This is a genomic window from Asticcacaulis biprosthecium C19 (assembly GCF_000204015.1).
Taxonomy (GTDB): domain Bacteria; phylum Pseudomonadota; class Alphaproteobacteria; order Caulobacterales; family Caulobacteraceae; genus Asticcacaulis; species Asticcacaulis biprosthecius.
Window position 1 is genome coordinate 2,016,304 of the sequence record NZ_GL883077.1, and the last position, 22,792, is coordinate 2,039,095.

Genomic DNA, 22,792 nt, shown 5'->3' on the forward strand with positions numbered 1-22,792 from the left:
ACTTACCGAATATGCGGGCTAACCCGTGTCTCCAAAAGGCTGATCAGTTCCGGCTGCATGTAGTCGTAGTCGTCCGGGATATCGAGACACACGACCCGAGCATTGCCGATATGGGTTTTGAAATGCTTGCTCAGCTTGTTGCGGTGCGCCTTCTCCATCACAAAGATGATATCGACACCCTCAAAATGCTCCGGCGTCAATGGATCGACAGCATCGTGGGCCAGTCCTGCTGAACTGGCCTCGATATCGGGATATTGCGAAAACACCTGCTCCGCCGTCGGGCTGCGCAGCCTGTTGGCGGTGCAGATAAATAGAAACCGCTGCACTACAGGTTCAACAACGCCGGGTCGCCGCCCTGGGCCGTGATGTTCACCGACACCGCCCGCTCGGATGCGAACCGGCTGAGGCTCAAGGGGCCGCCGGCCTTGGGGCCGGTGCCGGACAGGCCTTCGCCACCGAACGGCTGGACGCCTACGACAGCGCCGATGACTGTGCGGTTGACATAGACATTGCCCGCCGGAACGGCCTGCATAATGCGTTCGGCAAAAGCCTCAAGACGCGAATGCACGCCCAGGGTCAGGCCATAACCGCTGGATTTCAAAGCGTTGGTCATCGCTTCCGGATTTTGAGAATCGTAACGAACGATATGCAGTATCGGTCCGAACACCTCGCGCGCCAGTTCCTGAGGCCCGGAAATCTCAGCCAGAACAGGCGCGAAGAAGTGGCCGTTCAAACCGTCCGGCAGGGGCGCACGATGCAGCACCTGACCGCGCTCCGTCAGCGCGTCGAGATGCAGGTTCAGCATCTCCAGAGCGTCGGCGTCGATGACCGGCCCGACATCAACATCAAACTGCGCCGGATCACCCAGGTGCAGTTGATCCATGGCGCCTTTCAGGGTGGCGATATAGTCGTCGGCCAGTTCGCTGGGCAGAAACAGCAGGCGCAAGGCCGAGCAGCGCTGACCGGCCGAACCGAAGGCCGAGGCGATGACATCGTCGACCACCTGCTCCCTAAGAGCCGTGGTGTCGACGAACATGCCGTTCAGTCCACCGGTCTCGGCGATAAAGGGCACGATCGGGCCTTCTTTGCCGGCCAGGGTCTTGTTGATCATCCGCGCCGTGTCCGTGCCACCGGTAAAGGCCACGCCGGCGATGCCGGGATGGGCCACGAGGGCCGCGCCCACGCTGGCGCCACCGCCGGGCAACAGGGCCAGCAGGTCTGGCTTCAGTCCGGCGCCGTAGAACAGCTTGACCGCCTTCTGGGCGATCAGCGGGGTCTGTTCGGCCGGCTTGGCCAGGACGGCATTGCCGGCCGCCAGAGCGGCGGCGATCTGGCCTGTGAAGATGGCGAGTGGGAAGTTCCACGGCGAGATACAGACGAAGACGCCACGACCGTGAAGTTCGTGCGAATTGCGCTCACCGACGGGGCCAGTCAGGATTTGTGGGCCGGCGAACTGCTCGCGCGCCAGCTTGGCATAAAACCGGCAGAAGTCGGCCGCTTCGCGAACTTCGGAAATGGCGTCGCCCCAGGTCTTGCCGGCTTCGCGCACCAGTATGGCGCACAGCTTGTCGTGGCGGTCCTCCAGGGCATCGGCCATGGCCTCCAGCACCTTGGCGCGGCCGTCTCCGCCCAGCGCGTTCCACGCCGGTTGGGCGGCAGTAGCGCGATCAAAGGCCTCGGTGATCATGGCCGGGTCGGCGTCATGGACCTCGCCGACGATACGGGTGAGGTCGGCCGGCGCATAGACATGGGCGGCATAGGTCGAATGCGGCTTGCCACCGATCAGGGCGTTGGCGTCTTTCGGATCCTTGTCCAGCGCGGTCACAGCGGCCGTCAATCGTTGCCGCACCTTCGCGATCGAGATGTCCGGCCCATGCGAGTTCAGCCGGTCGCCATACATGTCGCGCGGCGAGGGCAGGCGGGCGTGACGATTGGGATGGGCCATGACCTTGACGACGGGATCGCTGATGACATCGGCCGGGCGGATGCGCTCATCCAGCAAGGCATTGACGAAGCTGCTGTTGGCGCCGTTTTCGAGCAAGCGCCGGACCAGATAGGGCAGCAAGTCTTCATGGCCGCCGACCGGGGCATAGGCGCGCAGCGGGAAGGGCTCGAATTGGTCCAGGGCTTCGGCGTAGAGCTGCTCGCCCATGCCATGCAGGCGCTGGAACTCGACCTTCACGCCCTTGGCATTGGCCATGCGGCGCACCGCCGCCAGGGAGTGCGCATTGTGGGTGGCGAACTGCGAATAGATGTACGGCGCCGCGTCGATCAGCGCCTTGGCGCAGACAAGATAGGACAGGTCGGTCGCCGCCTTGGTGGTATGGACCGGATAGTCCTCGCGGCCATAGACCTGGGCGCGTTTGATTTCGGTGTCCCAGTAGGCGCCCTTGACCAGGCGCACCATCAGCCGGCGGCCGCTGACTTCGGCCAAGTGGCGCAGGGCGGTGATCACCTCGGGGCAGCGCTTTTGATAGGCCTGGACGGCCAGGCCTAGGCCCTTCCATTCGCCCAGTTCCGGTTCGTGCGCCAATCGATCCAGCACCTTTAAGGATAGGGCGAGGCGATCGGTTTCTTCGGCATCGAGTGTAAAATTGATATCGGCCTTGGCGGCCTGGATGGCGAGCGCCTTGACGCGGGGATAGAGGTGCTCGAAGACGTCCGCGGCCTTGGCGGCTTCGTAGCGCGAATAGAGCGCGGACAGCTTGACCGAAATGCCGTGATCCGCTTCCGGCCCGCCCTTGGCGACCTTGCTCAGCGCCGTGATCGCGTCGGCATAGGCCTGGGCGTAGCGGACGGCGTCGTGTTCCGTGCGCGCCCCTTCACCCAGCATGTCGAAGGAGCAGAGATAGCCTTCCTTCTTGCTGCGTTTCAGAGCGTCCTCGATGGTGCGGCCCAGGACGAACTGCTCGCCCATGATGCGGATGGCCTGGGCGACGGCGGCGCGAATGACCGGCTCGCCCATGCGCTGGGTCAGGCCGGCGAGATAACCGCCGAGATCGGTCTTGGCCTTGTCTTCAACGTCGATGATCTTGCCGGTCAGCATCAGGCCCCAGGTTGAGGCGTTGACGAACCAGTTGTCGGAATGGCCGAGGTGCGAGGCCCAGTCGGCGGCGGAAATCTTCTCGGCGATAAGCTGGTCGCGGGTGGCTTCATCCGGGACGCGCAACAGGGCTTCGGCGAGACACATCAGGGCCAGGCCTTCGCGGGTGCCGAGCGAAAATTCCTTCAGGAAGCTCTCGACCACGCCCTGACGCTGGGCGGCCTTGCGAGTGGCGCGGACCAGCGATTCAGCTTCGGCGCGGACCACAGCGCGGGTCTCGTCATCCAGAGGATTGTCCCGCAACAGCCTGGCGCAGATATCGGCATCGGACAGGTATTTGTGGTCGTCCAGGCTGTCCCAGTCGAAGACCTGGACGGGGGCCGAAGTGCGGGCGGGGCTGGCGTCGGGCATTGGGCGTGGCTCCTTGAACGGGCTGTTTGTTACGCCAGATACTATTGCGGAGCGGCAAAGAAAAGAGGCATTCCGCACCGGTCAGGATGAACATGCCCGCAGGCGGTTGTCACCCTGCATCGCGGCTTTGTGATGTGATTGGCGGGAGAGGCGGACTCTGCTATATCTCTGTCATGACCAGTGGCGATATGAAAATTTCCCCGCTCACAGAGCACCTTCGTTCAGACGAGGTCGAAAATCCTGATGTCGATTATCAGGCCTGGAAAGAGCGCGTCATTCTCAAGGCGCTAAAAGAGGCGGAAGATTCGGCAAACATGATTCCGGCCGAGGAGGTCTGGAAAGACCTGGGCCTTGAACATTAGGTTCACCCCGGAGGCCCGGCGTCACCTGCTTGATATTCGAAGTTACATTGCCAAAGACAATGAAAACGCCGCCGGCAACGTCATGTCGCGTATCCGGCAGACGATTATGATTTTCGAGCGCTTTCCGCTTTTGGGACGTGAAGGCCATGTGCCTGGGACGCGGGAATTTTCAATTCCAAGCATGTCGTATACCATCATCTATCGGATCGCCTCTGAAACCGAACTGCAGATTCTCGGTGTCATTCATCAGAGGATGCAATACCCATCCGAGGACTAGGTAAAGGCAGATACAGGTCGTTTTACGCTCTACCGCTGATTGACAATGGCCGTAACAGGCATATTAAAATTCGCCTCTCAAGAGTGGCCCAAACCATGGTGAAGTCGCTCGCAACAATCGGGAGGGCGCAGTATGGAGTTTTCGGCCAAATTAAATGAACTTGCCGCGAAGATTAAGCAGCAGAAGGGGGCGATACAAACCGAAGAGGGTACTAAGACGGCCTTCGTTTTGCCGTTCATAAGCAAAGTGCTTGGTTATGATATCTTCGATCCCTCCGAAGTTTGTCCGGAATTCATTTGTGATGTGGGTACGAAAAAGGGGGAGAAAATCGACTATGCGATTATGAAAAATGGCCAAGTTCAGATGCTATTTGAATGCAAGAAGGTCGGCTCCGATCTCACAATCAATAATGCGTCGCAACTTTTCAGATATTTTCATGTCGCGAGTGCCCGGATTGGTGTTCTGACCAACGGCCAAAAATATCGATTTTTCACTGATCTTGATAACAAGAACAAAATGGATGAGAAACCGTTCTTGGAATTGGACTTCCTGGATATAGACGATCACATAATCGCTGAATTATTCAAACTCACGAAAGACGCTTTTGACATCGACTCCATCGTGAACGCCGCGGGTGAGTTGAAATACATAGGGCAAATCAAAAAGATAGTTTCCGCTCAATTCGCCTCCCCGGATGACGATTTCGTGCGCTTCTTCTCCCAGAAGGTCTACGAAGGCGTGCATACTCAGCGCGTCAGAGAATTGTTTTCAACGTTGACGCGGAAGGCGCTCGCGCAATTCCTCAACGATCAAACAAACGAGCGCCTGAAGAACGCAATTTCTACAAGCAGTACGCCGATCGATAGCTCCAGTATCGTAGAAAACAAAGCGATCCTTGCGCCAGCAAAGGAAGATGACGTGGAAACAACTTCCGATGAGATGGAGGGATTTTATATCGTTAAAGCTATTTCGCGAAACGTTCTGGAGGGAAAGCGTATCGTTTTCAGAGACGCGAAAACCTATTTTAGTGTCCTGGTTGACGACAATAACCGGAAACCGCTTTGTCGACTTCACCTAAATGGAAACAAGAAATACATCAGTGTCTTCGACGAATCCCGCGCGGAAACCCGGCATGAACTTCAAAGCCTCGATGAGATTTATAAGTTCTCCAATCACATCATAACGGCGGCCAAGCTATATCTCTAGCGCTTTACCATTACCGGAACCGGACGGCGCGTGGGTCTAGGCTAGGCTGAATTTGTGATCGCATGCGCCGTCGTCACCGCTGTGCTGAAGCAGGCTTGTAACAGGTAGCCGCCAGTGGGGGCTTCCCAGTCGAGCATCTCGCCGACGGCATAGACGCCGGGCAGAGACTTCAACTCGAAAGTGTCTGTGACAGCGTCCAACGCGATGCCACCGGCGCTGGAAATGGCGCGGTCCAGTCCCTGGACACCCGTCAGGCGTAAGGTTACCGCCTTGACATCGGTGGCTCCGGTTTCATGCATCAGGGCGATCGCTGCCGGCGTCAGGCCCAGCGTCTTGCGCAGGCGGTTGCTGAGGCTGTCCTTGGGCGAGGCGCGGCCGAGTTTGGATATCACCTGTCCGGCGCTCAGGTCCGGCCGCAGATCGATGACCAGATCTGCATGGCCGTTCCGCACAATCGCATCGCGCAGGGCGGCGCTGAGAGCATAGATGGCGCCGCCTTCGACGCCATGTCTGGTTAGCATGATCTCGCCACGAACGGTCTTTCCGGCGAAGGTGAGGGCGATGGTTTTAAGGGGTGTGCCGGCGTTGCGTTCGGCGAACATAGGTGTCCAACTTACGTTAAAGCCGACATTGGACGGCTGAAACGGCTTCACCGCGACGCCGGCAGATTCCAAAAGCGGCTTCCATCCTCCGTCGCCCCCCAGCCTGGGCCAACTGGCGCCACCCAAAGCCAGAATGGTCGCATCTGGTTGAATGAAAACAGATTTTCCATCGCGTTCAAACATAAGTTTGCCGCCGTCCCAGCCGCGCCAGTCGTGGCGCAGATGCATCTCGACGCCTTGGTTTTCCAGCCTTTTTAACCAGTCACGCAGTACGGGCGACGCCTTCATCGCCTTGGGGAAAATCCTGCCGCTGGACCCGACAAAGGTTTCAGCCCCCAAACCGTCCGCCCAGGCGCGCAGGTCCGCTGGGGTAAAGGACTCCAGGGACGGCCTTAAACGTGCGGCCGCCTTGCCATAGCGGGCCACGAAGCGTTCGAACGGCTCGGAATGGGTGAGGTTCAATCCGCCACGCCCGGCCATGAGGAATTTTCGTGCCGGTGACGGCATACGGTCATAGACAGCTACGCTGAGACCTGCCGCGCTCAGGACCTCGGCGGACATCAAGCCGGCCGGACCGGCGCCTATGACGACAACTTGCATGGCATCGCCTTAACCTCGTTTGCATTCTGTGCAAAGGTCTTCCAAAAATGGGTGAAGCATGGATATCCAGGTCCACGAAATCGGCGTTGAAAAGAACCGGGTCGTCGTTATTGACGATTTCCTGCCGGACGCCACCAGGGCCGTCGAAGCGGCTGCCGGCCTCTCACCCTTCCCGCCGGAAACCGGGACGGCCTATCCGGGCCTGCGCCGGGTGGTGACCCCTGCCGAAATAGCCGCCGACGCCTATATGGTGGCCTTGCTGGAACAGGCAGCGCCCTTCATCGGCGGGGTGTTCGACGCCGATGCCTTCGATCTGTTGGAGGCCAGCTTTTCCCTGGTGACGCGCCGGCGTGAAGACCTGGCGGTGGCCCAGCGCGTACCGCATTTCGATTCGCCGGATCCCGGCCTTCTGGCTGTGTTGCACTATCTCAACGATATTCCGGGTACGGGGACCTGTTTTTACCGCCACCGCGCCACCGGCATTGAGCGCGTCACTGCCGATCTCATCCCGCAACTGCACGCCGCCGCCGTTCAGGAATTGGCGCAATTCGGCCAGCCTAACCCCGGCTTTATCGGTGATTCCGATGAGCGCTATGAGAAGATCCTGCATGTCGACGGCCGTTTCAACCGGCTGCTGATCTATCAGGGCGCCTTGCTGCATTCAGGCTTTATCCCGGAGGATTTCACGTTCAGCGAGGATCCACGCACGGGCCGGCTGACCGGCAACCTGTTCGTTCAAGTTTCTGGCAGGTAACCGGATAGCCCTCGTACCGCCTTTTTCGAAAATTGGATGAAACTGCGTATGACATCCTTACGCCAAACAGGGGATCATCCTTGCGTGCACTGACACGAAAGGACCACCTCCATGAAACGCTTTTTTCTGATATCCTGCGCCATCCTGTTTCCGCTTTCGGTCTCCGCCTGCAACACCATCCATGGCGCCGGCGAAGACGTTGAGGCCGCCGGTGAAGCCGTTCAGGACGCTGCGCAGTAAGCCTGACATCATCCGAAAAGCAGCCGCGCCGGTTCATCCGTCGCGGCTGTTCGTCTTTGCGCCGTTCGCCGCGTAAAAATGCCACAATCCCGAATCATACCCGAACCAAGACTTGAGCGCGTTTCGATCCGGTAGAATCGGATCGGCGCTCTACGTTTTTATCTTTTACGCGCATCCCAAAAAGTGCGTCACACTTTTTGGGATGCGCTCTTATCTGAGGAGTCTGCCATGAAGCGTTTTGTCATTATCTCGATGCTGGCCCTGCTGCCGCTCATCACCACCGCCTGCAATACCATCCAGGGCATCGGCGAAGACGTCACCGCCGTCGGCAAGGGCCTGGAAGACGCCGTCAACTAAGGCATGCCCAAATAGACAATGAATCGGGGGCGACGGGCATTGTTGCTTGCTGCGCCTGGCTTTCTGGCCGGGTGCACCCACGCGACCGTGCCGATCCAAGTGCGGACCAGGGCGCTGGTCGATGCTGCGCGTGACCAAATTAATAAAACTGTGCGCTACGACAGTGCCTATACCCGGATCGGCTATCCCATGGGGGACGTGCCGCTGGAGCGGGGTGTCTGCACCGATGTCGTTATCCGCGCCTACCGCAAGCTGGGCCTGGACCTTCAACGGTTGGTCCATGAAAACATGGCGGCGAATTTCGATCTGTATCCGAAGCGGTGGGAGCTGACAGCGCCCGACCCGAATATCGATCATCGCCGGGTGCCGAATCTGATGGTGTTCTTTTCGCGCTTCGCCACATCCTTGCCGGTGACGAAAGATCCGAACGACTATCAACCTGGCGATATCATCACCAACCTGCCGTTCGGCCGGACGCACATCGCCATTGTCGGGGATCGCAAGTCGTGGCGGTCCGGCCGGTTGATGGTGATCCAGAACGGCGGCCTTGGCGCGCGCGAAGACGACGAGCTCTTCGCCTATCCACTCACTGGCCACTACCGATACAGCCTTTGAAAATCATTGAGGCTGGTCTGCAAAAGGCCGGTTTCTACGCTTCCGGTGCTCACGTACTTCATTTTTAGCTGTGCTAACGCTTCGCTCCTTGAGCACTGTACGCTCCGTTCCGGTTCTCGAAACCAGCCCTTTTCGACTCAGCCTGAATGATTTTCTGGTTGGTCTACATGCGGTCGCAATTGCGTCTTACGAATTGATCGCGTGACAGGGGAATCGTTGATGGACCGACGTGCTTTGATTCTTGCCTTGCCGGTTCTGGGTGCCTTTCCAGCCCGGGCCGATACGCCGGCGCAGAAGCTGGTCGCTGCCGTACGCGAACAGACCCGCCACCGCGTCACCTATGACGGCGCCTATACCCGCATTCCCTATCCGATGGGTGACGTCGCCGCCGACCGCGGCGTCTGCACCGACGTCGTTATCCGTGGCTACCGCACAGCACTCGGCATTGACCTGCAGCAGAAGGTCCACGAGGATATGAAGGCGCATTTTGCCCTCTATCCCAAGGCCTGGGGGCTGAAACGCGCCGACAGCAATATCGACCACCGCCGCGTGCCCAATCTGCGCGTTTTCTTCAAGCGCTTCGGCACAGTCCGACCGGTTGGCCGGCAAGCTTCGGACTATGCCGCCGGCGACCTGGTCACCTACAACCTGCCGGGCAATCTGCCGCACATCGCTGTGGTCACCGATCCGGTGCAGCATCTGATCGTCCATAACATCGGCGCAGGGCCGAAAGAGGAGCGCGCCCTGTTCGGCTACGACATTACGGGGCACTTTCAATATGGACTTTAGGCGTATTCTGGCCTGGCTGGTCGAAAAGCTGTTCGAACTGCACCTGGCGATTGCCGCTGTGCTGCTCGTCAAGTTTTTCCTGCCGCTGTCGGGTGATGCCTATACCAGCCTCGGCGCCTTCGCCGCCGGCGTGCGCGACACCTATGCCGGTGCGCTTGAGGATGCCGCCTATGTCTCGGCCAATTTCCTCGAGGGTTCGTACCTCAACTACGCTTTTCAGACCTATCTCGCTGCCGCCTATGTCGTGGTGAGATATGCCTATCTGGCCAGCCTCTACATTTTTCTCTCATTGCTGGCCTGTCTGCTGGGGCAGCGCCACTATATCCGCAATGCCGTGGCGGCGTTCGGCTTCGCCGCGGTGATTTTCGGCTGGCGCTTCGTGCATGCCTACGATCTGGACATGCTGCGCATGGCCGTGGCCGTCTTGGCGCTGGGGTTGATCGCGGTCCTGTGGAGTGCGCTGACGGGCGAGGGGCTATACCGCCGCTTGAACGGGAAGGTTACGCCATCTCGTCCGCTATCACCGTCCGGCCGCGTACGCCTTGATCTCGGCGCGTAAAGCGTCGCGGCGGTCAGGATCGAGGAAGGCGCCGTCGACGCTGTTTAGCGCCAGGGTGACGCAGTCCTTCTTACTGATCAGGCCGCGCCGGGTCAGGGCCAGGAAGTTATCATTCACGTAGCCGCCGAAATAGGCCGGATCGTCGGAATTGATGGTGGCTTTCAATCCTTGTTTCAGCATGGCCGGGATAGGATGCATGTCCAGGTCCGGCACGACGCACAGCTTGTGGTTCGAAAGCGGGCAGACGGTCAGGGTCAGGCCTTCGTCGATGATCCGCGCCACCAGCAGCGGGTCTTCCAGCGACCGGTTGCCATGGTCGATCCGGTCGATTTCCAGGATATCCAGCGCTTCGTAGACATATTCCGGCGGGCCTTCCTCGCCGGCGTGACAACACAGCATCAGGCCCATGTCGCGCGCCTTGGCGAAGACTCCGGCGAACTTCGACGGCGGATGGCCGACCTCTGACGAATCGAGGCCGACCCCGACCAGCCGGTCGAGATAGGGTTCGGCCATGGCCAGGCTGTCGAAGGCGGCGTCTTCGCTGAGGTGGCGCAGGAAGCTGTGGATCAGCGATACCGAGAGATTGAGCGCCTGGGCGTCCTGAGCCGCGCGCCACAGCCCGTCGATCACGACGGAATAAGGGATGCCGCGATCGGTATGGGTTTGCGGGTCGAAGAAGATCTCGGCGTGGCGAACATTGTCGGCGGCGGCGCGGCGGAAATAGGCCATGGCCAGGTCGTAGAAGTCTTCCTCGGTCTGCAGGACATTGGCGCCCTGGTAATAGATGTCGAGAAAGTCCTGGAGATTGGAAAAGTCGTAGGCGGCCCGCACGGCTTCGACATCGGCGAAGGGCAGGGCGATATGGTTGCGCTGCGCCAGGGCGAACATCAATTCGGGTTCCAGCGAGCCTTCGATATGCAGGTGCAGTTCCGCCTTGGGCAGGCCGGCGACAAAGGCATCAAGGGCGGCGACGGCGTAGGTATCGGGCATGGTGGCGGCTCCTGTTGCACCGCCGCATGTCACGGCAAAACAGGGAGGAAGGCAAGGGATTATTCCATCAGTTTGGTGATGTCACGGTAAGCGCTGAGAACACGCGCGATACCGATCGGAACAACGTTGGGGTCATAGATGATAAGATAGGAATGGACTGGCCAAAAGCGCACATTGCGAGTCGTCAAGTCATGGCGAAGATGCCCCATGTTCGGGCGGCGTGCCAACTTGGCAAATGCGACAAAGATATCATCAATTATTCGCGCGCCGGCGTCGGGATTGTCGTTCGAAATGTAGTTGTGGATTTCGATGAGATCCTGTCGGGCCTCCGGCGCAACAACGAAATCCATTCATCTCAACCTTTGGGCTTGGCGCGCAAGGCTACCAATTCATCGTAAACGGTCTGACCACTTAATCCTCGGCCAGCTTGCAAGGATGCGAGGCCCTTGTCGATTTCGGCGTTCAGCGCCTCAAGTCGCTTATGCTTCACGACATCTTGTTCAGCCAGCAGGCGCAAAGCTTCCCGCACAACTTCACTGGCGCTTGTATAAAATCCACTTCTCACGCGCGATTCAACAAAGTCTTCCAATTCTGGCGTCAAAGATACGTTCATAGTTGGCACTCCATTGCGGTAATAATAACAGAGTTTAGCCAATTTGGCTACAATTTCTGCTCCATCTCTTCCAGTTCCACCCCCTTGGTTTCGGGGAAGAACCGGGCCACCACGATCAACTGGACCAGGGTACAGACGGCAAAGAAGACGAATGGCAAGGCCTTGGTCTGGGTCGCCACTATCGGAAAGACTAGCGAGATCACCGCATTGGCCACCCAGTGGGTCGCCGATCCCAGGCTCTGGCCGGTGGCGCGTACCGGTGTCGGGAAGATCTCGCTCATATAGACCCAGATTACCGCACCCTGGCTGAAGGCGAACGATACGATGAACAGGATCAGCAGCGGCAGCAGCCAGGCCTGGCCCTGGTTTAGTCCCATGATCACCGCCACCCCGGCCAGCGCTGCCGTTACCCCGGCGGCGCCGATGACCAGCAGCTTCTTGCGGCCGAAACGGTCGATGAAGGTCATGCCGACCATGGTCGCGATCAGGTTGGCGCCACCGACCGCGATGCTTTGCATGTCGGCCGACACGCTGTTGAAGCCGGCGGCGGCGAAGATATCGTTGAGATAATAGAGGATGGCATTGATGCCGGTGAGTTGGTTGAACAGCGCCAGCAACAGGACCAGCAGGATCGGCTTCTTGTGCTGGGCCCAGGACAGCTTGCCCACGCCCTGCGATTTGGAAAATTCGGCGATGGTCGTTTCCGCGTCGCTGATGCCGAGCTTTTTCAGGTTGGCGACGGCTTCCGCTATGCGGCCCTTGGCGGCCAGCCAACGCGCGCTCTGGCCGATCAGAAACAGCAGGGCGAAAAAGACCGCCGACGGTACGGCGGCCAGGCCGACCTTCCATCGCCAGACGGCATCGCCTTCGATCACCTGGCCGACGATATAGTTGCTCAGATAGGCCAGTAGAATGCCGAAGACGATGTTGAACTGGAACAGCCCGACCAGGGCGCCACGCTGTTTGGCGGGCACGATTTCGGAGATGTAGACCGGCGCCAGCACCGACGATCCGCCAACGGCTAGCCCCAGGATAAACCGGCAGACAACGAACGACTCGATGTTCCACGCCATCGCGCAGCCCAGGGTCGCCACCACATACATGGCGCCGATGACCCGCAGCGCATCCCGTCCGCCGATGGCGTCGCCCAGCCGGCCCATGAAAAGCGCGCCGAGGAAGGTGCCCCACAGTGCAACCGACACCGCCCAGCCCAGGGCTGCGTCATCGAGCGCGAACACGTCGCGCAGCGCGCCGGTAACGCCGGATATGACGGCGGTATCGAAGCCGAACAAAAGCCCGGCCAGGCTGGCGATAAACACACCTGTGAGATTGATCTTCATCTTGCCGTCCCCGAATTCTTATATTTGATTTTGTTATGCCACGGGGCGCGGCGGGGCGCTAGTGCTTCTCCAGATCGCGGAGGTCCAGCCCCTTGGTCTCGGTGCCGTACTTGATGAACAGCCCCAAGGTGATGAGGATCGGCACGATGATCATGCCGGCGGCCACGCCCAAGGCCGGTACCAAGGCGGTGATGCTCAGGGCCTGAGCCATGACCCCGCCGGCCTTGGTGCAGGCGGCGACCCAGCCGGTGGCGCGGCCTCGGATGCGCAAGGGATAGCTTTCCGATGCGTAGGGCAGCAGGATGGCCAGGATACCGTTCGAACCGATGATCAAAAGCGCAATTGGAAACACCGGGCTGCCGCCCATGGTTTCCAAGGCCAGCACCCACAGCAGCCCCATCAAGGTGAGGATGACCATTGTGGTAAAGGCCCATTTGGTGCTCCACTGGCTGTAGATCCAGGCGCAGACGAAGACCGTCGGCAGGGCGATCAACGAAGACTGGGCCAGCAGTTTTGACGAAACGGCCATGGAATAGCCCTTGGCAACGAGGTCGGCGGGCAGCCACAACAGCAGGCCAAAATTGATCAGACCCCAGGCCAGGGCGGCTATGGTCAGGGCGGCCGTCTTGCCGATCAGCCCGGGCGTCCATAGTTTCGGCTCCGTGCCGTCATGCTTGCCGTGATGGTGGGCGAAGGTGTCGTCGGTGTCTTCCTCGTTCTCGGCGAGACGGTGACTGACCGTGCCAAAGCGCGCCATGATCTTGTGCGCTTCGTCATCGCGGCCGCGCGCCAGCAGGAACTTGGCCGATTCCGGGATCAGGCCGCCCATGAAGATCAGCAGCAGGCCAGTTGGCAGGTTCAACAGCCACATGATCCGCCAACTGAAGGTCGGCACCAGCAGATACGAAAAGAACGACGCGGCGAAATAACCGCCCACGGCACCCAGACCACCGACAAGCACCAGCGCCCAGCCGCGATGGCGCGACGGCATGGTTTCGGCCAGCAGGGCGTAGGTCACGGGCAGCATGCCGCCAGCGCCGGCGCCCATCAGGAAACACATGCCGATGTTCCATTCCAGCGATGGCATGGCACCGCAGATCGAGGTGCCGACAAACACGACCGCAGAGAGCAGGATCGAGGCCTTGCGGCCGTAAACGTCCGCCAGGATGCCCCACAGGATGGAGCCCGTCACCGTCCCGATAAGGGCGAAGAACGGAACCAGGGCAGCTGTCTTTTTGGGAACGTTATACTCGGTGACAAGGCCGGGCATGACGAAGCCCAGGGCAGCCGGTTTCATGATGTCGATGATCAGGGCGACGACCAGAACAACCATCAGCAAGGCGTGGGCGGGACTGAGTTTGGCGTCTTCGGGGGCGGCGACGGCGATTTTCGAGGCGGCCCTGACCTGGTCGCCGATCTTCTGAGGCAGGAGGCCATAGGCGGCGATTGCAATCCCGGCGACGATCAGGAACATGCCCCAAAGCATGCCGGCATCCATCGGCATGCCGACGAGAGCGAAGCCCATATCCCTGCCCATCCAGAACATCGGGATGTGCAGCAGGACACCCACGGTGACGGCGATGCACCCCAGGCTGAAGGCGAGGATTCCGCGCCGGCCGGTGAAGACATTTGCGTTCATGGCTCGTCCCTGTATTTTGTGGTCAGGGTACGCCCGTTCTGTCAAAATTAAAGCTGAAAATTCATAGACTTGCGTCCATATGGTAATATGTTAACGTAGCGACGTTGCTACATTAGCCACGACGTGATCCTTTGGCTGAGAAAATCGGCAACGCGGCGGATGCGGGCATTGCTGCGGACATCTTCGTGCATGACCAGCCAGATGGGCAGGACCGGCAAGGTCAGGCCGACGTCGAGACGCTCCAAGTTCGTCTGGGCATCCCCGAGCCGGCGCTGGGCGATGCCCAATCCGGCACCCGCCAGCAACAGATGCCAGTCGACCATCTGGTCGTCGCAACGCAGGGGGAACTGCTCGCGCGTCACCACGGCGCCCTGGGCAGCGAAACCTTTCAGCATGGCGTCGTCGCGGTCAAAGCCGATGATGTCATGGCCCAGCATTTCGCCCAGGGTCTGCGGCCGGCCGCGCCGTTCGAGATAGGATTTAGCGCCGTAAAGGCCCAGCGGCGTTTCGCCGAGGCGGCGCGCCACCAGGGCCTGCTGGGTTGGATCGAACATGCGCAGCGCGATGTCGGCGTCCCGACGCAGCAGGTTCTGCGACCGATCTGACGCCACGATCTCGATCTGGATCAGCGGCTCCTCGCGACGCAGGTCAGCGACAATGGCAGGCAGCACCAGGTTGCACATCACCACCGAGCCCGTGATGCGCACGCTTCCGGCCAGGGTTTCAGTCTTTCCCGCAGCTTTCAGCGCCAGCCGGCCGGCCGCCACGCCCATGGCGCGGGCATCGTCGACCAGGCTGAGGGCGGCCTCGTTCGGTTCCAGCCCGCGGACGGTACGCAGAAACAGCGGCACGCCGAGGCTTTCCTCCAAGGCCTTGATATGCCTTCCAAGCGTCGGTTGGGTGGCGCCCACCTGGTTTGCGGCAGCCGACAACGAACCCGTATCGATGACGGCGAGAAAGGATTGCCAGTGTGTCCAGTCATTCATATTTGCATGCCTTGTATGCAATTTACCCAAATTAACATGCGAAAATGGATAGTCTAGATTGTGGTCATCGACAAGCCGCCATCTAAAAAGGACAAGGTTATGCAAGGCTATGTTACCGGCGCGCCCAAGCGCCTTTTGCAACTCGAGGGCTTGGCCGTTCTCGTGGTTACCGCCTGGCTGTACAGCCGGTTCGGTTCCGGATGGGGCGCGTTTGCCCTGTTCTTTCTGGCGCCGGATCTGGCGATGCTGGGGTATCTCGGCGGACGGAAGGTCGGGGCTGCCCTTTACAATATCGGCCACAGCTACCTGCTGCCACTGGGCCTGCTGGCTTTCGGCGTCTATGCCAACCACAGCCTGGCCCTGAGTGCAGGCCTGATCTGGGCCGCCCATATCGGCTTCGACCGGATGCTGGGCTACGGCCTGAAATACGTCGCCGGCTTCGGTTTCACCCATCTATCGCAAAAAGGAGTGAAGGCATGAAGACGGTTCTGGTTTTGGGGGCGCGTGGCGGTATCGGTCAGGCCGTGGCCCAGGCGTTTCGCCGAGCGGGCTGGCGGGTTTTGGGGTTGGTGCGGTCAGGCGGGGCGGGGGAGGGGATTGCGCCGATCCATGCCGACCTGTTCGATGCCGCCGCGGTGGCGACAGCCTGCGGTTCGGTGGATATCGTCTTCAACGGGTTGAACGTGCCGTATCCGGTGTGGTCGACACAGGCCTTACCCATGTACGAAGCCGCTGCCGATGTGGCGCAGGCCTTGGGGGCCCGGCATATTTATCCGGGCAGCGTCTACAATTTTGGCGCCCGCATGCCTTTGGAATTGTCGCCGCAGGTGCCTTTCGCGCCGACCACCGTCAAAGGACGGATTCGGGTGGAGATCGAAGCCATGCTGGGGGAACGCGCCGAAGCCGGGCGAGTTAAGACGATCGTCCTGCGCGCTGGTGACGTCTTCGGTGGGCCGGCCAGGAACAGCTGGATGCAGCAACTGGTGGCCAAGGACCTCGCCAAGGGCAGGATCGTATCGCCCGGCGGGTATGATGTGACGCATGCCTGGGCCTATCTGCCGGATCTGGCCGAAACCGTCGTGCGGCTGGCGCAGGTCGAAGAGTCGTTGGGCGCCTATGAGGTATTCCACTTTGACGGAAACAACGCCAGCATGCGGGAGCTGGCCCGGGCGGCCGGGCCGAACGTGAAACTGTCGCGCATGCCGCGGTTCGTCTTTTCGGTGATGGGGCTGTTCGATCCGTTCATGAAGGCGACGATCGAGATGCTGTACCTGTGGGACGTGCCGCATGCGTTATTGGACGACCGGCTGGCCCAGGTGATCGGCCCGGTGCCTCATACGCCGCTGGAGCGGGCTTTGACGTCAATAATGTAGAATTGGAACCACGGATAAACACGGATGTCATGATCATCCGCAATCCACCCTGAAGCGGTAACGACAAGAAGGTTTGGAACCGCGAATGAAAGCCAATGAACGCGAATATTCCTGGTCACCGTCGCGGTTTGAGGTGGTTGACGTGTGGGTTGGAACGCCTTCGGCGCCTCCTATTCGCGTCTATTGGCGTTCATTCGCGGTTCCAAAAAAAGAAAAAGGCCAGGCTTTCACCCGGCCTCGATCCTATTCTCCAACGAGGGCCGTATCCAGTGTCCGGCCGTCGGTAGCCCACAGGGCGCCGATCTGCTTGGCGACCGGATCCGGGAAGATATAGGTCTCGCCCTCAGCTACGCCGCGCACGATTTCGGCGGCGGCATGTTCCGGCGTCGCCTTGTCCATCGGAATGTCGCGCGCCATGTCGGTGTCGATCGGACCGGGATAGATGCCCAGTACCTTTACGCCCGACGCTTTCAGATTGGCGCGCAGGGTCTGGGTCAGCGACTGCAAGGCCGCCTTGGAAGCCGAATACCCCGCCAAGCCGGGCGCTGAAGTCAGGCCGACGACGCTGATGACATTGGCGATGACACCCGAGCCGCGCGCGACCAATTGCGGCGTGAAGGCGCGGATGACGCGCAGGGTACCGTAATAGTTGGTGTTCATATCGCCCTCGATCAGCTCGGTCGGGCTTTCCAGGAAGCCGGCGAAAACCGCCGTGCCGGCATTGTTGATCAACACTTCGACGTCGGTGGCCACCGCGGCGGCGGCCGTGACCGACGCGTCGTCGGTGATGTCGAGCGCCAGCGGTACCACGCGGGCATCGCCAAAGTCGGGCAGGCTGTCGGGCTTGCGGGCAGCGGCGTAGATCTTCCTGACATCGGTCTTCAGCAGTTCGCGTACGGTGGCGGCGCCGATGCCGCGGTTAGCACCGGAGACCAGGAAGGTTTTGTTCGAAAGATGGGACATGACGTACTCCTTGTTCGTGAAGCCGTCTGGGGAGGCGGCGTTAAGCGCAATCCGAAAAGTGGTCGCCACCGCACGGGCGGCCCCTTTTTCGGGCAGATTGCGCGACCAGAAAAAGTGTTGAGGTAAACCGATCTGTTTACAAGGGCCGGTGTAAACAGATCTGTTTACATTGTCAAGCGCAGGTGTTAGAAAAATTCATGAGCAAGAAACAGGACATCATCGACCGCGCGCTGGTGCGGTTCCAGCAGGGCGGCTTCCACGCCACCGGGATCGATGCGGTCATGGCCGATACCGGCATTTCCAAGCGCACTCTCTACAAGTATTTCCCTTCCAAGGAGGACCTGATCGAGGCCGTGCTGGACCAGTATGGCTGCGAAGCCCAGGACACCCTGTTCGGCCCGGCCCTGGCGCGGAGCAGCGATCCGCGTGAGCAGATCGCCGCCATCTTCGATATCCGGCGCGAACTTATGGAGGGCAGTGCCTGCTACCAGGGCTGCCTGGCCATGCGCGCGGCCCAGGAATTTTCCGGCAAGCACGAGGGCATCACGGCGCGTGGCCAGGCGTCGGCCGACTATGTCGAGACGCGGTTCGCCGAACTGGCCGCAGCAGCCGGCGTCGCGGACCCGGCGGAAACCGGGCGCCGGATCAACCTTCTGTTCCAGGGCGCGGTCCTGACCTCACAGATGCGACACGATACCTCCGCCTTTGAGTCCGCCAAGGCGATGCTGCGGGAATTGCTGGCATAATCCGCGTCCCGAGCCTAAGCTGGCCAGGTAGAGTTACCGGAATCGGCCATGGCGCTTCAGAATGATCTGGACTTGAGCAAGGCCGTCACCCGGCCTGTGGTGCGCGGCGCCGCCCGCGTCCGCCGATTGCTGCAAACCTCCGACCTTCTGTTCATTTTGTTGGCCGCCGGGGTCGGCCTGCTGGCCGGCGTCATGTCGGCCGCCCTGGCCCACCTGTCCCACGCCATGCAAGTCCTGTTCTACGGGTTTTCGCCCGACCTGCGCCTGAGCGGCCAACTGCATCTGGACTGGTGGCATCTGCTGGCGCTGCCAGCCGGGGGGCTGGTGCTGGGCGTGGTGCGCTTTGCGTTTCCGCGGCGCACCCGCGCGCCCATAGACGCCGTCGAGGCCAATGCCCTGCACGGCGGCAGAATTCCGGCTCGCGATAGCCTTATCGTTTCGCTCCAGACCCTGATCTCCAATGGTTTCGGTGCCTCGGTCGGGCTTGAAGCCGCTTTTGCCCAGATGGGCGGTGGCGCCGCGTCGAAGATCGGCCAGTGGCTGGAACTGAAACGCGCCTCTCTGCGCACCCTGGTCGGGGCTGGGGCGGGCGGGGCGATCGGGGCCGCCTTCGGCGCGCCCCTGGCTGGCGCCTTCTATGCCTTCGAGATCATTCTGGGCGCCTATACCCCATCCGCCCTGGCGCCCGTCGCCGCGGCCTCGCTGATGGCGGTCCTGGCCGCCACCCTGATGAACAACGAACCCTTCGTCATGGCCAGTACCTTGGCCAAGGCGATCGAATTCCAGGGCTACCTGCTCTACGCCGTCCTGGGCCTTATTTGCGCCGGTCTCGGTATCCTGATCATGCGGTTGGTCGCCTTTGCGGAAACCGTAGTGCGCAAGTTGCCGATCGGCGAAATCTGGCGGCCGCTGGCCGGTGGTATCCTGCTGATGCCCCTGGCCTTTGTCGCGCCTCAGATCCTGTCGTCGGGCCATGGCGCCATGCACCTCTATCTCGATCAGCAACCCCTGGTGACCACCTTGCTGGCCGTGTTCGCGCTGAAGGTCTGCGCCTCGGTGATTTCTCTGGCCTTTGGCTTTCGCGGCGGGCTGTTCTTTGCCTCGCTGTTTCTGGGCTCGCTGGTCGGCGCTGCCTTTGCCCAGGCCGTCAACTACATCTATCCGGCTGCCACGCTCGACACCACCAACGCCGCTCTGGTCGGCATGGGGGCCCTGGCCGTGGCGGTGGTCGGCGGGCCGATGACCATGTCTTTTATGGTGCTGGAAGTGACCCACGACTTCGCCCTCACGGCCGCCGTGGTTACGGCTGCCCTGGTGAGTTCCGCCATCGTTCGCGACAAGTTCGGCTATTCCTTCTCGACCTGGCGGTTGCACCTGCGTGGCCAGTCCATCCGTTCCGCCCGTGACGTCGGCTGGGTCAAGGCCTTGACGGCCCAGAGTCTGATGCGGCGAAATCATACCACCCTGCGCGACGATCTCAGCGTAGCGGATCTGCGCGAACAGGTGCCCCTGGGATCAACGGCACGGGTGCTTCTGGTCGATGGCAATGGCGACTACCGCGGCATCCTGCCGACGGCCGAAGCCTATCAGGACAAGCATGACCCTGACGCGCCGCTCAGCAGCCTGACCCAACAGACGGAAGTCTATGTCCGGCCGGACATGGATATCAGCGCCATCCTGCGCATGTTCGAGCATTTTGCTGTCGACGATCTGGCCGTGGTCAATGAGGATCACAAGCTGCTGGGGCTTTTGACGGAGCGCTATGTCAATCGGCGCTACGCCGAAGAACTGGAAAAGACCCAACGCGAGTTTTTCGGGGAGCAATAACGGGAGTGGAACTGCGTTGGCCGGAGTCAGAAAAGTGAGGCTTGCGGTGTCAGGTTTTGCAACTTCAATGGCGTGTAGCGCTTCAGGTCGACCGGCCGGCGTCGCAGCCACCTGTCCCAGTCGTCCGGCCCCAGTACCACCGGTTCGCGTTCATGAATCGCCTGCATATCCGGTCCCGCCGGCCGTGTCAGGACGGTGAAGCTAAAGACATCGCCCTCGAAGGTCCGCGCTTCATCCCAAAGACCCGCAAAGGCCAGTGGTTGGTTGTCGCCGCGCGTAATCCGCCATTTCTGACGATCGGCCTTTGGTCCCGCCCCTTCGTAAAAGGCTTCGGCCGGCACGACGCAGTGACGATAGCGCCAGGGGCCGTGGAAGGTACGCTTGCTGTCAGCCTCTTCGATGCGGGCATTGAAGGTGCTCGCCTTCCAGTCCTTCAGGCAGCCTCTGTACCAGTGCGGCACCAGACCGAATCGCGCCGGCAGGAGGCCGAGCGTGCCGGTTTCGGAATCCTCGACAATGACAGGCGCTGTTAGGGTCGGGGCCACCAGGATCCGGTCGCCCGGGATAATCCTGTCCTTGCCGCCCAATTCGATAAACAGGGCCAATAGATTGGGATCGGTCAGAACGTCAAACTGTCCGCACATCGGCTACCTCGTTCGGCGCAGGTCGTTTTCCATGCGCGAAACCGCGCCCTGAGTCGAGAGCCGGATGACAACTTCAGTGGCGGCGACGATGACGGCCTCCAGTGGGGTATTGAAGGGGGATGGCTGCAGATTGGTAACGGCATGGTGCAGATGCGCGTTCTCTTCCACCTGAATAGCCAGGATCATGTCGCGTAGCGGTTCGTCACGTCCGCTCAGATAGTGAATTTGTTCTTCAAGATGACGATGGACAGTCTGCTCGACCGCCTTGGTGCACACCAACACGGCATTGGCGCCCATCATGGCGGTGACGAACCCCAGAGCGTAGCCGCCCAGACCCCAGGCGGGCATCGCCGCGCAGGGACGCGTGCCGCGGTGTGGCATGGCTTCGCGAAATTTGCGGCAGTGGTCGAGTTCGTGGTCGAGGGTTTTGCACAGGAAGGCCACCAGGTCCGGATGCCATAGCCGCGCCACCCACAATTGCGCTCGGTAGATGCGGATCGCACCGAACTCACCGGCATGATTGACCTTCAGTATGCGGGAGATGGCCCGCGCGGTCATATCCATCTTGCCACCTCGGTGCGCAGGTGGGGCACGATTTCCGTTTCGAACCAAGGGTTTTTGCGCAGCCAGATGCCATTGCGCGGGCTGGGGTGCACCACTGGCAGAAAGCCGTCAGCGATATAGTCGTGGCACGCCGACACCGTCTCGCTCAAGGTCGCCCTGCGCCCTTCACCAAGATATCGCGCCTGGGCATAGGCGCCGATCAGAAGGGTCAGGCGGACATCCGGCAGGGTTTGCATAACGCGATCATGCCATAACGGCGCGCATTCGGAACGTGGCGGTTTGTCGCCGCTCTTTCCCCGGCCCGGGTAGCAAAACCCCATCGGCACGATGGCGAACTTCGATTCATCGTAGAACTGCTTAGGTGTGACCCCCAGCCAGTTGCGCAACCGCTCCCCCGAGGCGTCGTTCCAGGGAACGCCGGACGTTTTCACCTTTATTCCCGGGGCCTGCCCGATGATAAGGATGCGCGCTCGTGGGTCGCCGGCCCGAACGACGGGCCGCGGGCCCAGTGGGAGGTCGGCAGCGCAGACCGCGCAGGCGGCGATATCTTGAGCCAGGGTCATGATGCTGGTAGATGGGCGCTGTGATCGGGTTTCACAGGGGCCAGATTTCATAGGGGCCAGATTTCATAGGGGGACGTCATGTCAAACAAGAAAATGAACACAGGGTGCCTGGTCGCCCTGATCGTTGTCGGTGTGCTGGGGCTGCTGGTCCTCGGGAGCGTGGCTGCGTTGGGCTATTTCCTGACGCAGACGTTCGAATTCAAGGACCACGAATTCAGCGACGCGCCGGTCAACGAAGTTCCGGCCGAGACCATGTCGTCTGAGGAGGCTTCGGCGGCCTTCTCGGTGTCCGCCAACTGACCCTCGATCACATTCGTACCTGGCAAGTGCCGATCGTCCAGTCCGCCGGCGCCATGGCCGACCACCTCGTCCCGCCGTATAGCCCGCCGGGCCAGGTCTGCCTGCACCTAGGACTGCCGGGCAACCACCTTTATCGAGAGTTTATTCGGGGCACGGGTCTATCGCAGCGCAATGTTATGCGTGTCCGGGCAGGGTTTTCTGTCAACCCGCCGGGGAGGCTGGTTACGGGATTTCAGGAGACTGTGTGTGTACACGCTTCACCACTATGACCGCGAGGACGGAGCAAAAGCCCGTCCATTCAAACCCTTGGATAACGGCAACCGCATGGGCTTACTCCTGCTCGGCGTCGGCGCGCTTTGTATCGGCGTTTACTTGGCTTTTTTCTTTGCGGCATAAGAAAAGGACGTTCCCGCGGGAACGTCCTGATCT

Annotated in this window: 28 protein-coding genes; 15 read left to right on the plus strand and 13 right to left on the minus strand. The window is 60.7% G+C overall.

Annotated features, from left to right (window positions below):
- Window positions 1–2: 2 nt before the first annotated feature.
- Both ABI_RS09380 and putA read right to left on the minus strand, forming a co-directional pair.
- The gene (locus ABI_RS09380; RefSeq protein WP_040308754.1) at window positions 3–326 is read right to left on the minus strand and encodes a low molecular weight protein tyrosine phosphatase family protein; all 324 of its coding nucleotides are present in this window, start codon (window positions 324–326) and stop codon (window positions 3–5) included.
- Complete coding sequence (putA, locus tag ABI_RS09385; protein WP_006272692.1) at window positions 326–3,454, minus strand: bifunctional proline dehydrogenase/L-glutamate gamma-semialdehyde dehydrogenase PutA; 3,129 nt, start codon at window positions 3,452–3,454, stop codon at window positions 326–328. The genes ABI_RS09380 and putA overlap by 1 nt, the downstream gene beginning before the upstream one ends.
- Before the next feature lie 86 nt (window positions 3,455–3,540).
- Here putA and ABI_RS09390 point away from each other — a divergent pair, with 86 nt between their 5' ends.
- The 3 genes from ABI_RS09390 to ABI_RS09400 all read left to right on the plus strand — a co-directional run bounded on the left by ABI_RS09390 (window position 3,541) and on the right by ABI_RS09400 (window position 5,299).
- A complete protein-coding gene (locus ABI_RS09390) occupies window positions 3,541–3,816 on the plus strand; it encodes a hypothetical protein (protein ID WP_157138755.1) in 276 nt (91 codons plus the stop codon).
- Entirely contained in the window at window positions 3,806–4,093 is a 288-nt protein-coding gene (locus ABI_RS09395) for a type II toxin-antitoxin system RelE/ParE family toxin (RefSeq protein WP_040308755.1), read from the plus strand. Before ABI_RS09390 ends, ABI_RS09395 begins: the two co-directional genes overlap by 11 nt.
- A gap of 132 nt (window positions 4,094–4,225) precedes the next feature.
- Window positions 4,226–5,299, plus strand: a complete 1,074-nt coding sequence (locus ABI_RS09400; protein ID WP_006272695.1) for a type I restriction endonuclease — start codon at window positions 4,226–4,228, stop codon at window positions 5,297–5,299.
- A 41-nt stretch (window positions 5,300–5,340) separates the two neighbouring features.
- Here the strand turns inward: ABI_RS09400 and ABI_RS09405 are convergent, their stop codons facing one another.
- Window positions 5,341–6,501 (minus strand): BaiN/RdsA family NAD(P)/FAD-dependent oxidoreductase, encoded by a 1,161-nt coding sequence (locus ABI_RS09405; RefSeq protein ID WP_006272696.1) that lies wholly within the window; start codon window positions 6,499–6,501, stop codon window positions 5,341–5,343.
- Window positions 6,502–6,559: 58 nt separating this feature from the next.
- Between ABI_RS09405 and ABI_RS09410 the strand changes: the two genes are divergently transcribed.
- The 6 genes from ABI_RS09410 to ABI_RS09435 all read left to right on the plus strand — a co-directional run bounded on the left by ABI_RS09410 (window position 6,560) and on the right by ABI_RS09435 (window position 9,815).
- Window positions 6,560–7,255: a DUF6445 family protein gene (locus ABI_RS09410; RefSeq protein WP_006272697.1), complete on the plus strand. Its 696-nt coding sequence runs from the start codon at window positions 6,560–6,562 to the stop codon at window positions 7,253–7,255.
- A gap of 111 nt (window positions 7,256–7,366) precedes the next feature.
- Window positions 7,367–7,495 (plus strand): entericidin A/B family lipoprotein, encoded by a 129-nt coding sequence (locus ABI_RS09415; protein ID WP_006272698.1) that lies wholly within the window; start codon window positions 7,367–7,369, stop codon window positions 7,493–7,495.
- Between the two features lie 228 nt (window positions 7,496–7,723).
- The gene (locus ABI_RS09420) at window positions 7,724–7,852 is read left to right on the plus strand and encodes an entericidin (protein WP_006272699.1); all 129 of its coding nucleotides are present in this window, start codon (window positions 7,724–7,726) and stop codon (window positions 7,850–7,852) included.
- An 18-nt stretch (window positions 7,853–7,870) separates the two neighbouring features.
- Window positions 7,871–8,467, plus strand: a complete 597-nt coding sequence (locus tag ABI_RS09425) for a DUF1287 domain-containing protein (RefSeq protein WP_083811440.1) — start codon at window positions 7,871–7,873, stop codon at window positions 8,465–8,467.
- A gap of 219 nt (window positions 8,468–8,686) precedes the next feature.
- On the plus strand, window positions 8,687–9,256 hold the full coding sequence (locus ABI_RS09430; protein WP_040308756.1) for a DUF1287 domain-containing protein: 570 nt from the start codon (window positions 8,687–8,689) through the stop codon (window positions 9,254–9,256).
- Window positions 9,246–9,815 (plus strand): hypothetical protein, encoded by a 570-nt coding sequence (locus tag ABI_RS09435; RefSeq protein WP_006272702.1) that lies wholly within the window; start codon window positions 9,246–9,248, stop codon window positions 9,813–9,815. Before ABI_RS09430 ends, ABI_RS09435 begins: the two co-directional genes overlap by 11 nt.
- Here ABI_RS09435 and ABI_RS09440 read toward each other — a convergent pair.
- From ABI_RS09440 to ABI_RS09465, 6 genes are all read right to left on the minus strand, one after another.
- Complete coding sequence (locus tag ABI_RS09440; RefSeq protein WP_006272703.1) at window positions 9,777–10,805, minus strand: adenosine deaminase; 1,029 nt, start codon at window positions 10,803–10,805, stop codon at window positions 9,777–9,779. The two genes, ABI_RS09435 and ABI_RS09440, sit on opposite strands and share 39 nt — an antisense overlap.
- A 59-nt stretch (window positions 10,806–10,864) precedes the next feature.
- On the minus strand, window positions 10,865–11,155 hold the full coding sequence (locus ABI_RS09445; RefSeq protein WP_006272704.1) for a type II toxin-antitoxin system RelE/ParE family toxin: 291 nt from the start codon (window positions 11,153–11,155) through the stop codon (window positions 10,865–10,867).
- 5 nt (window positions 11,156–11,160) lie between these two features.
- Window positions 11,161–11,418: a type II toxin-antitoxin system ParD family antitoxin gene (locus ABI_RS09450; RefSeq protein ID WP_006272705.1), complete on the minus strand. Its 258-nt coding sequence runs from the start codon at window positions 11,416–11,418 to the stop codon at window positions 11,161–11,163.
- A 47-nt stretch (window positions 11,419–11,465) separates the two neighbouring features.
- Window positions 11,466–12,758 (minus strand): sugar porter family MFS transporter, encoded by a 1,293-nt coding sequence (locus ABI_RS09455; protein WP_006272706.1) that lies wholly within the window; start codon window positions 12,756–12,758, stop codon window positions 11,466–11,468.
- Between the two features lie 58 nt (window positions 12,759–12,816).
- On the minus strand, window positions 12,817–14,397 hold the full coding sequence (locus tag ABI_RS09460) for an MFS transporter (RefSeq protein ID WP_006272708.1): 1,581 nt from the start codon (window positions 14,395–14,397) through the stop codon (window positions 12,817–12,819).
- Between the two features lie 107 nt (window positions 14,398–14,504).
- Window positions 14,505–15,383, minus strand: a complete 879-nt coding sequence (locus ABI_RS09465; RefSeq protein ID WP_006272709.1) for a LysR family transcriptional regulator — start codon at window positions 15,381–15,383, stop codon at window positions 14,505–14,507.
- 99 nt (window positions 15,384–15,482) lie between these two features.
- Between ABI_RS09465 and ABI_RS09470 the strand changes: the two genes are divergently transcribed.
- Window positions 15,483–15,863, plus strand: a complete 381-nt coding sequence (locus ABI_RS09470) for a DUF4260 domain-containing protein (RefSeq protein WP_040308757.1) — start codon at window positions 15,483–15,485, stop codon at window positions 15,861–15,863.
- Window positions 15,860–16,756, plus strand: a complete 897-nt coding sequence (locus ABI_RS09475; RefSeq protein WP_006272711.1) for an NAD-dependent epimerase/dehydratase family protein — start codon at window positions 15,860–15,862, stop codon at window positions 16,754–16,756. Before ABI_RS09470 ends, ABI_RS09475 begins: the two co-directional genes overlap by 4 nt.
- A gap of 243 nt (window positions 16,757–16,999) precedes the next feature.
- On the opposite strand, the gene ABI_RS09480 is transcribed toward ABI_RS09475, so the two are convergent.
- Window positions 17,000–17,719 carry an SDR family oxidoreductase gene (locus ABI_RS09480; protein ID WP_006272712.1) on the minus strand — a complete coding sequence of 240 codons (720 nt, stop codon included), beginning with the start codon at window positions 17,717–17,719 and terminating at the stop codon, window positions 17,000–17,002.
- 197 nt (window positions 17,720–17,916) lie between these two features.
- On the opposite strand from ABI_RS09480, the gene ABI_RS09485 reads away from it, so the two are divergent.
- Both ABI_RS09485 and ABI_RS09490 read left to right on the plus strand, forming a co-directional pair.
- Window positions 17,917–18,465 (plus strand): TetR/AcrR family transcriptional regulator, encoded by a 549-nt coding sequence (locus ABI_RS09485; RefSeq protein WP_006272713.1) that lies wholly within the window; start codon window positions 17,917–17,919, stop codon window positions 18,463–18,465.
- Window positions 18,466–18,513: 48 nt separating this feature from the next.
- Window positions 18,514–20,292: a chloride channel protein gene (locus ABI_RS09490; protein WP_006272714.1), complete on the plus strand. Its 1,779-nt coding sequence runs from the start codon at window positions 18,514–18,516 to the stop codon at window positions 20,290–20,292.
- Between the two features lie 26 nt (window positions 20,293–20,318).
- On the opposite strand, the gene ABI_RS09495 is transcribed toward ABI_RS09490, so the two are convergent.
- The 3 genes from ABI_RS09495 to ABI_RS09505 are packed head-to-tail and all read right to left on the minus strand — an operon-like array spanning window position 20,319 to window position 22,114.
- Entirely contained in the window at window positions 20,319–20,936 is a 618-nt protein-coding gene (locus ABI_RS09495) for an SOS response-associated peptidase (protein ID WP_006272715.1), read from the minus strand.
- Window positions 20,937–20,939: 3 nt separating this feature from the next.
- On the minus strand, window positions 20,940–21,500 hold the full coding sequence (locus tag ABI_RS09500; protein WP_006272716.1) for a demethoxyubiquinone hydroxylase family protein: 561 nt from the start codon (window positions 21,498–21,500) through the stop codon (window positions 20,940–20,942).
- Window positions 21,491–22,114 carry a uracil-DNA glycosylase family protein gene (locus tag ABI_RS09505; protein ID WP_083811441.1) on the minus strand — a complete coding sequence of 208 codons (624 nt, stop codon included), beginning with the start codon at window positions 22,112–22,114 and terminating at the stop codon, window positions 21,491–21,493. The genes ABI_RS09500 and ABI_RS09505 overlap by 10 nt, the downstream gene beginning before the upstream one ends.
- A gap of 27 nt (window positions 22,115–22,141) precedes the next feature.
- Between ABI_RS09505 and ABI_RS09510 the strand changes: the two genes are divergently transcribed.
- Window positions 22,142–22,363: a hypothetical protein gene (locus ABI_RS09510; RefSeq protein WP_040308759.1), complete on the plus strand. Its 222-nt coding sequence runs from the start codon at window positions 22,142–22,144 to the stop codon at window positions 22,361–22,363.
- 246 nt (window positions 22,364–22,609) lie between these two features.
- Window positions 22,610–22,759 carry a hypothetical protein gene (locus ABI_RS25105; protein ID WP_006272719.1) on the plus strand — a complete coding sequence of 50 codons (150 nt, stop codon included), beginning with the start codon at window positions 22,610–22,612 and terminating at the stop codon, window positions 22,757–22,759.
- Window positions 22,760–22,792: the final 33 nt, after the last annotated feature.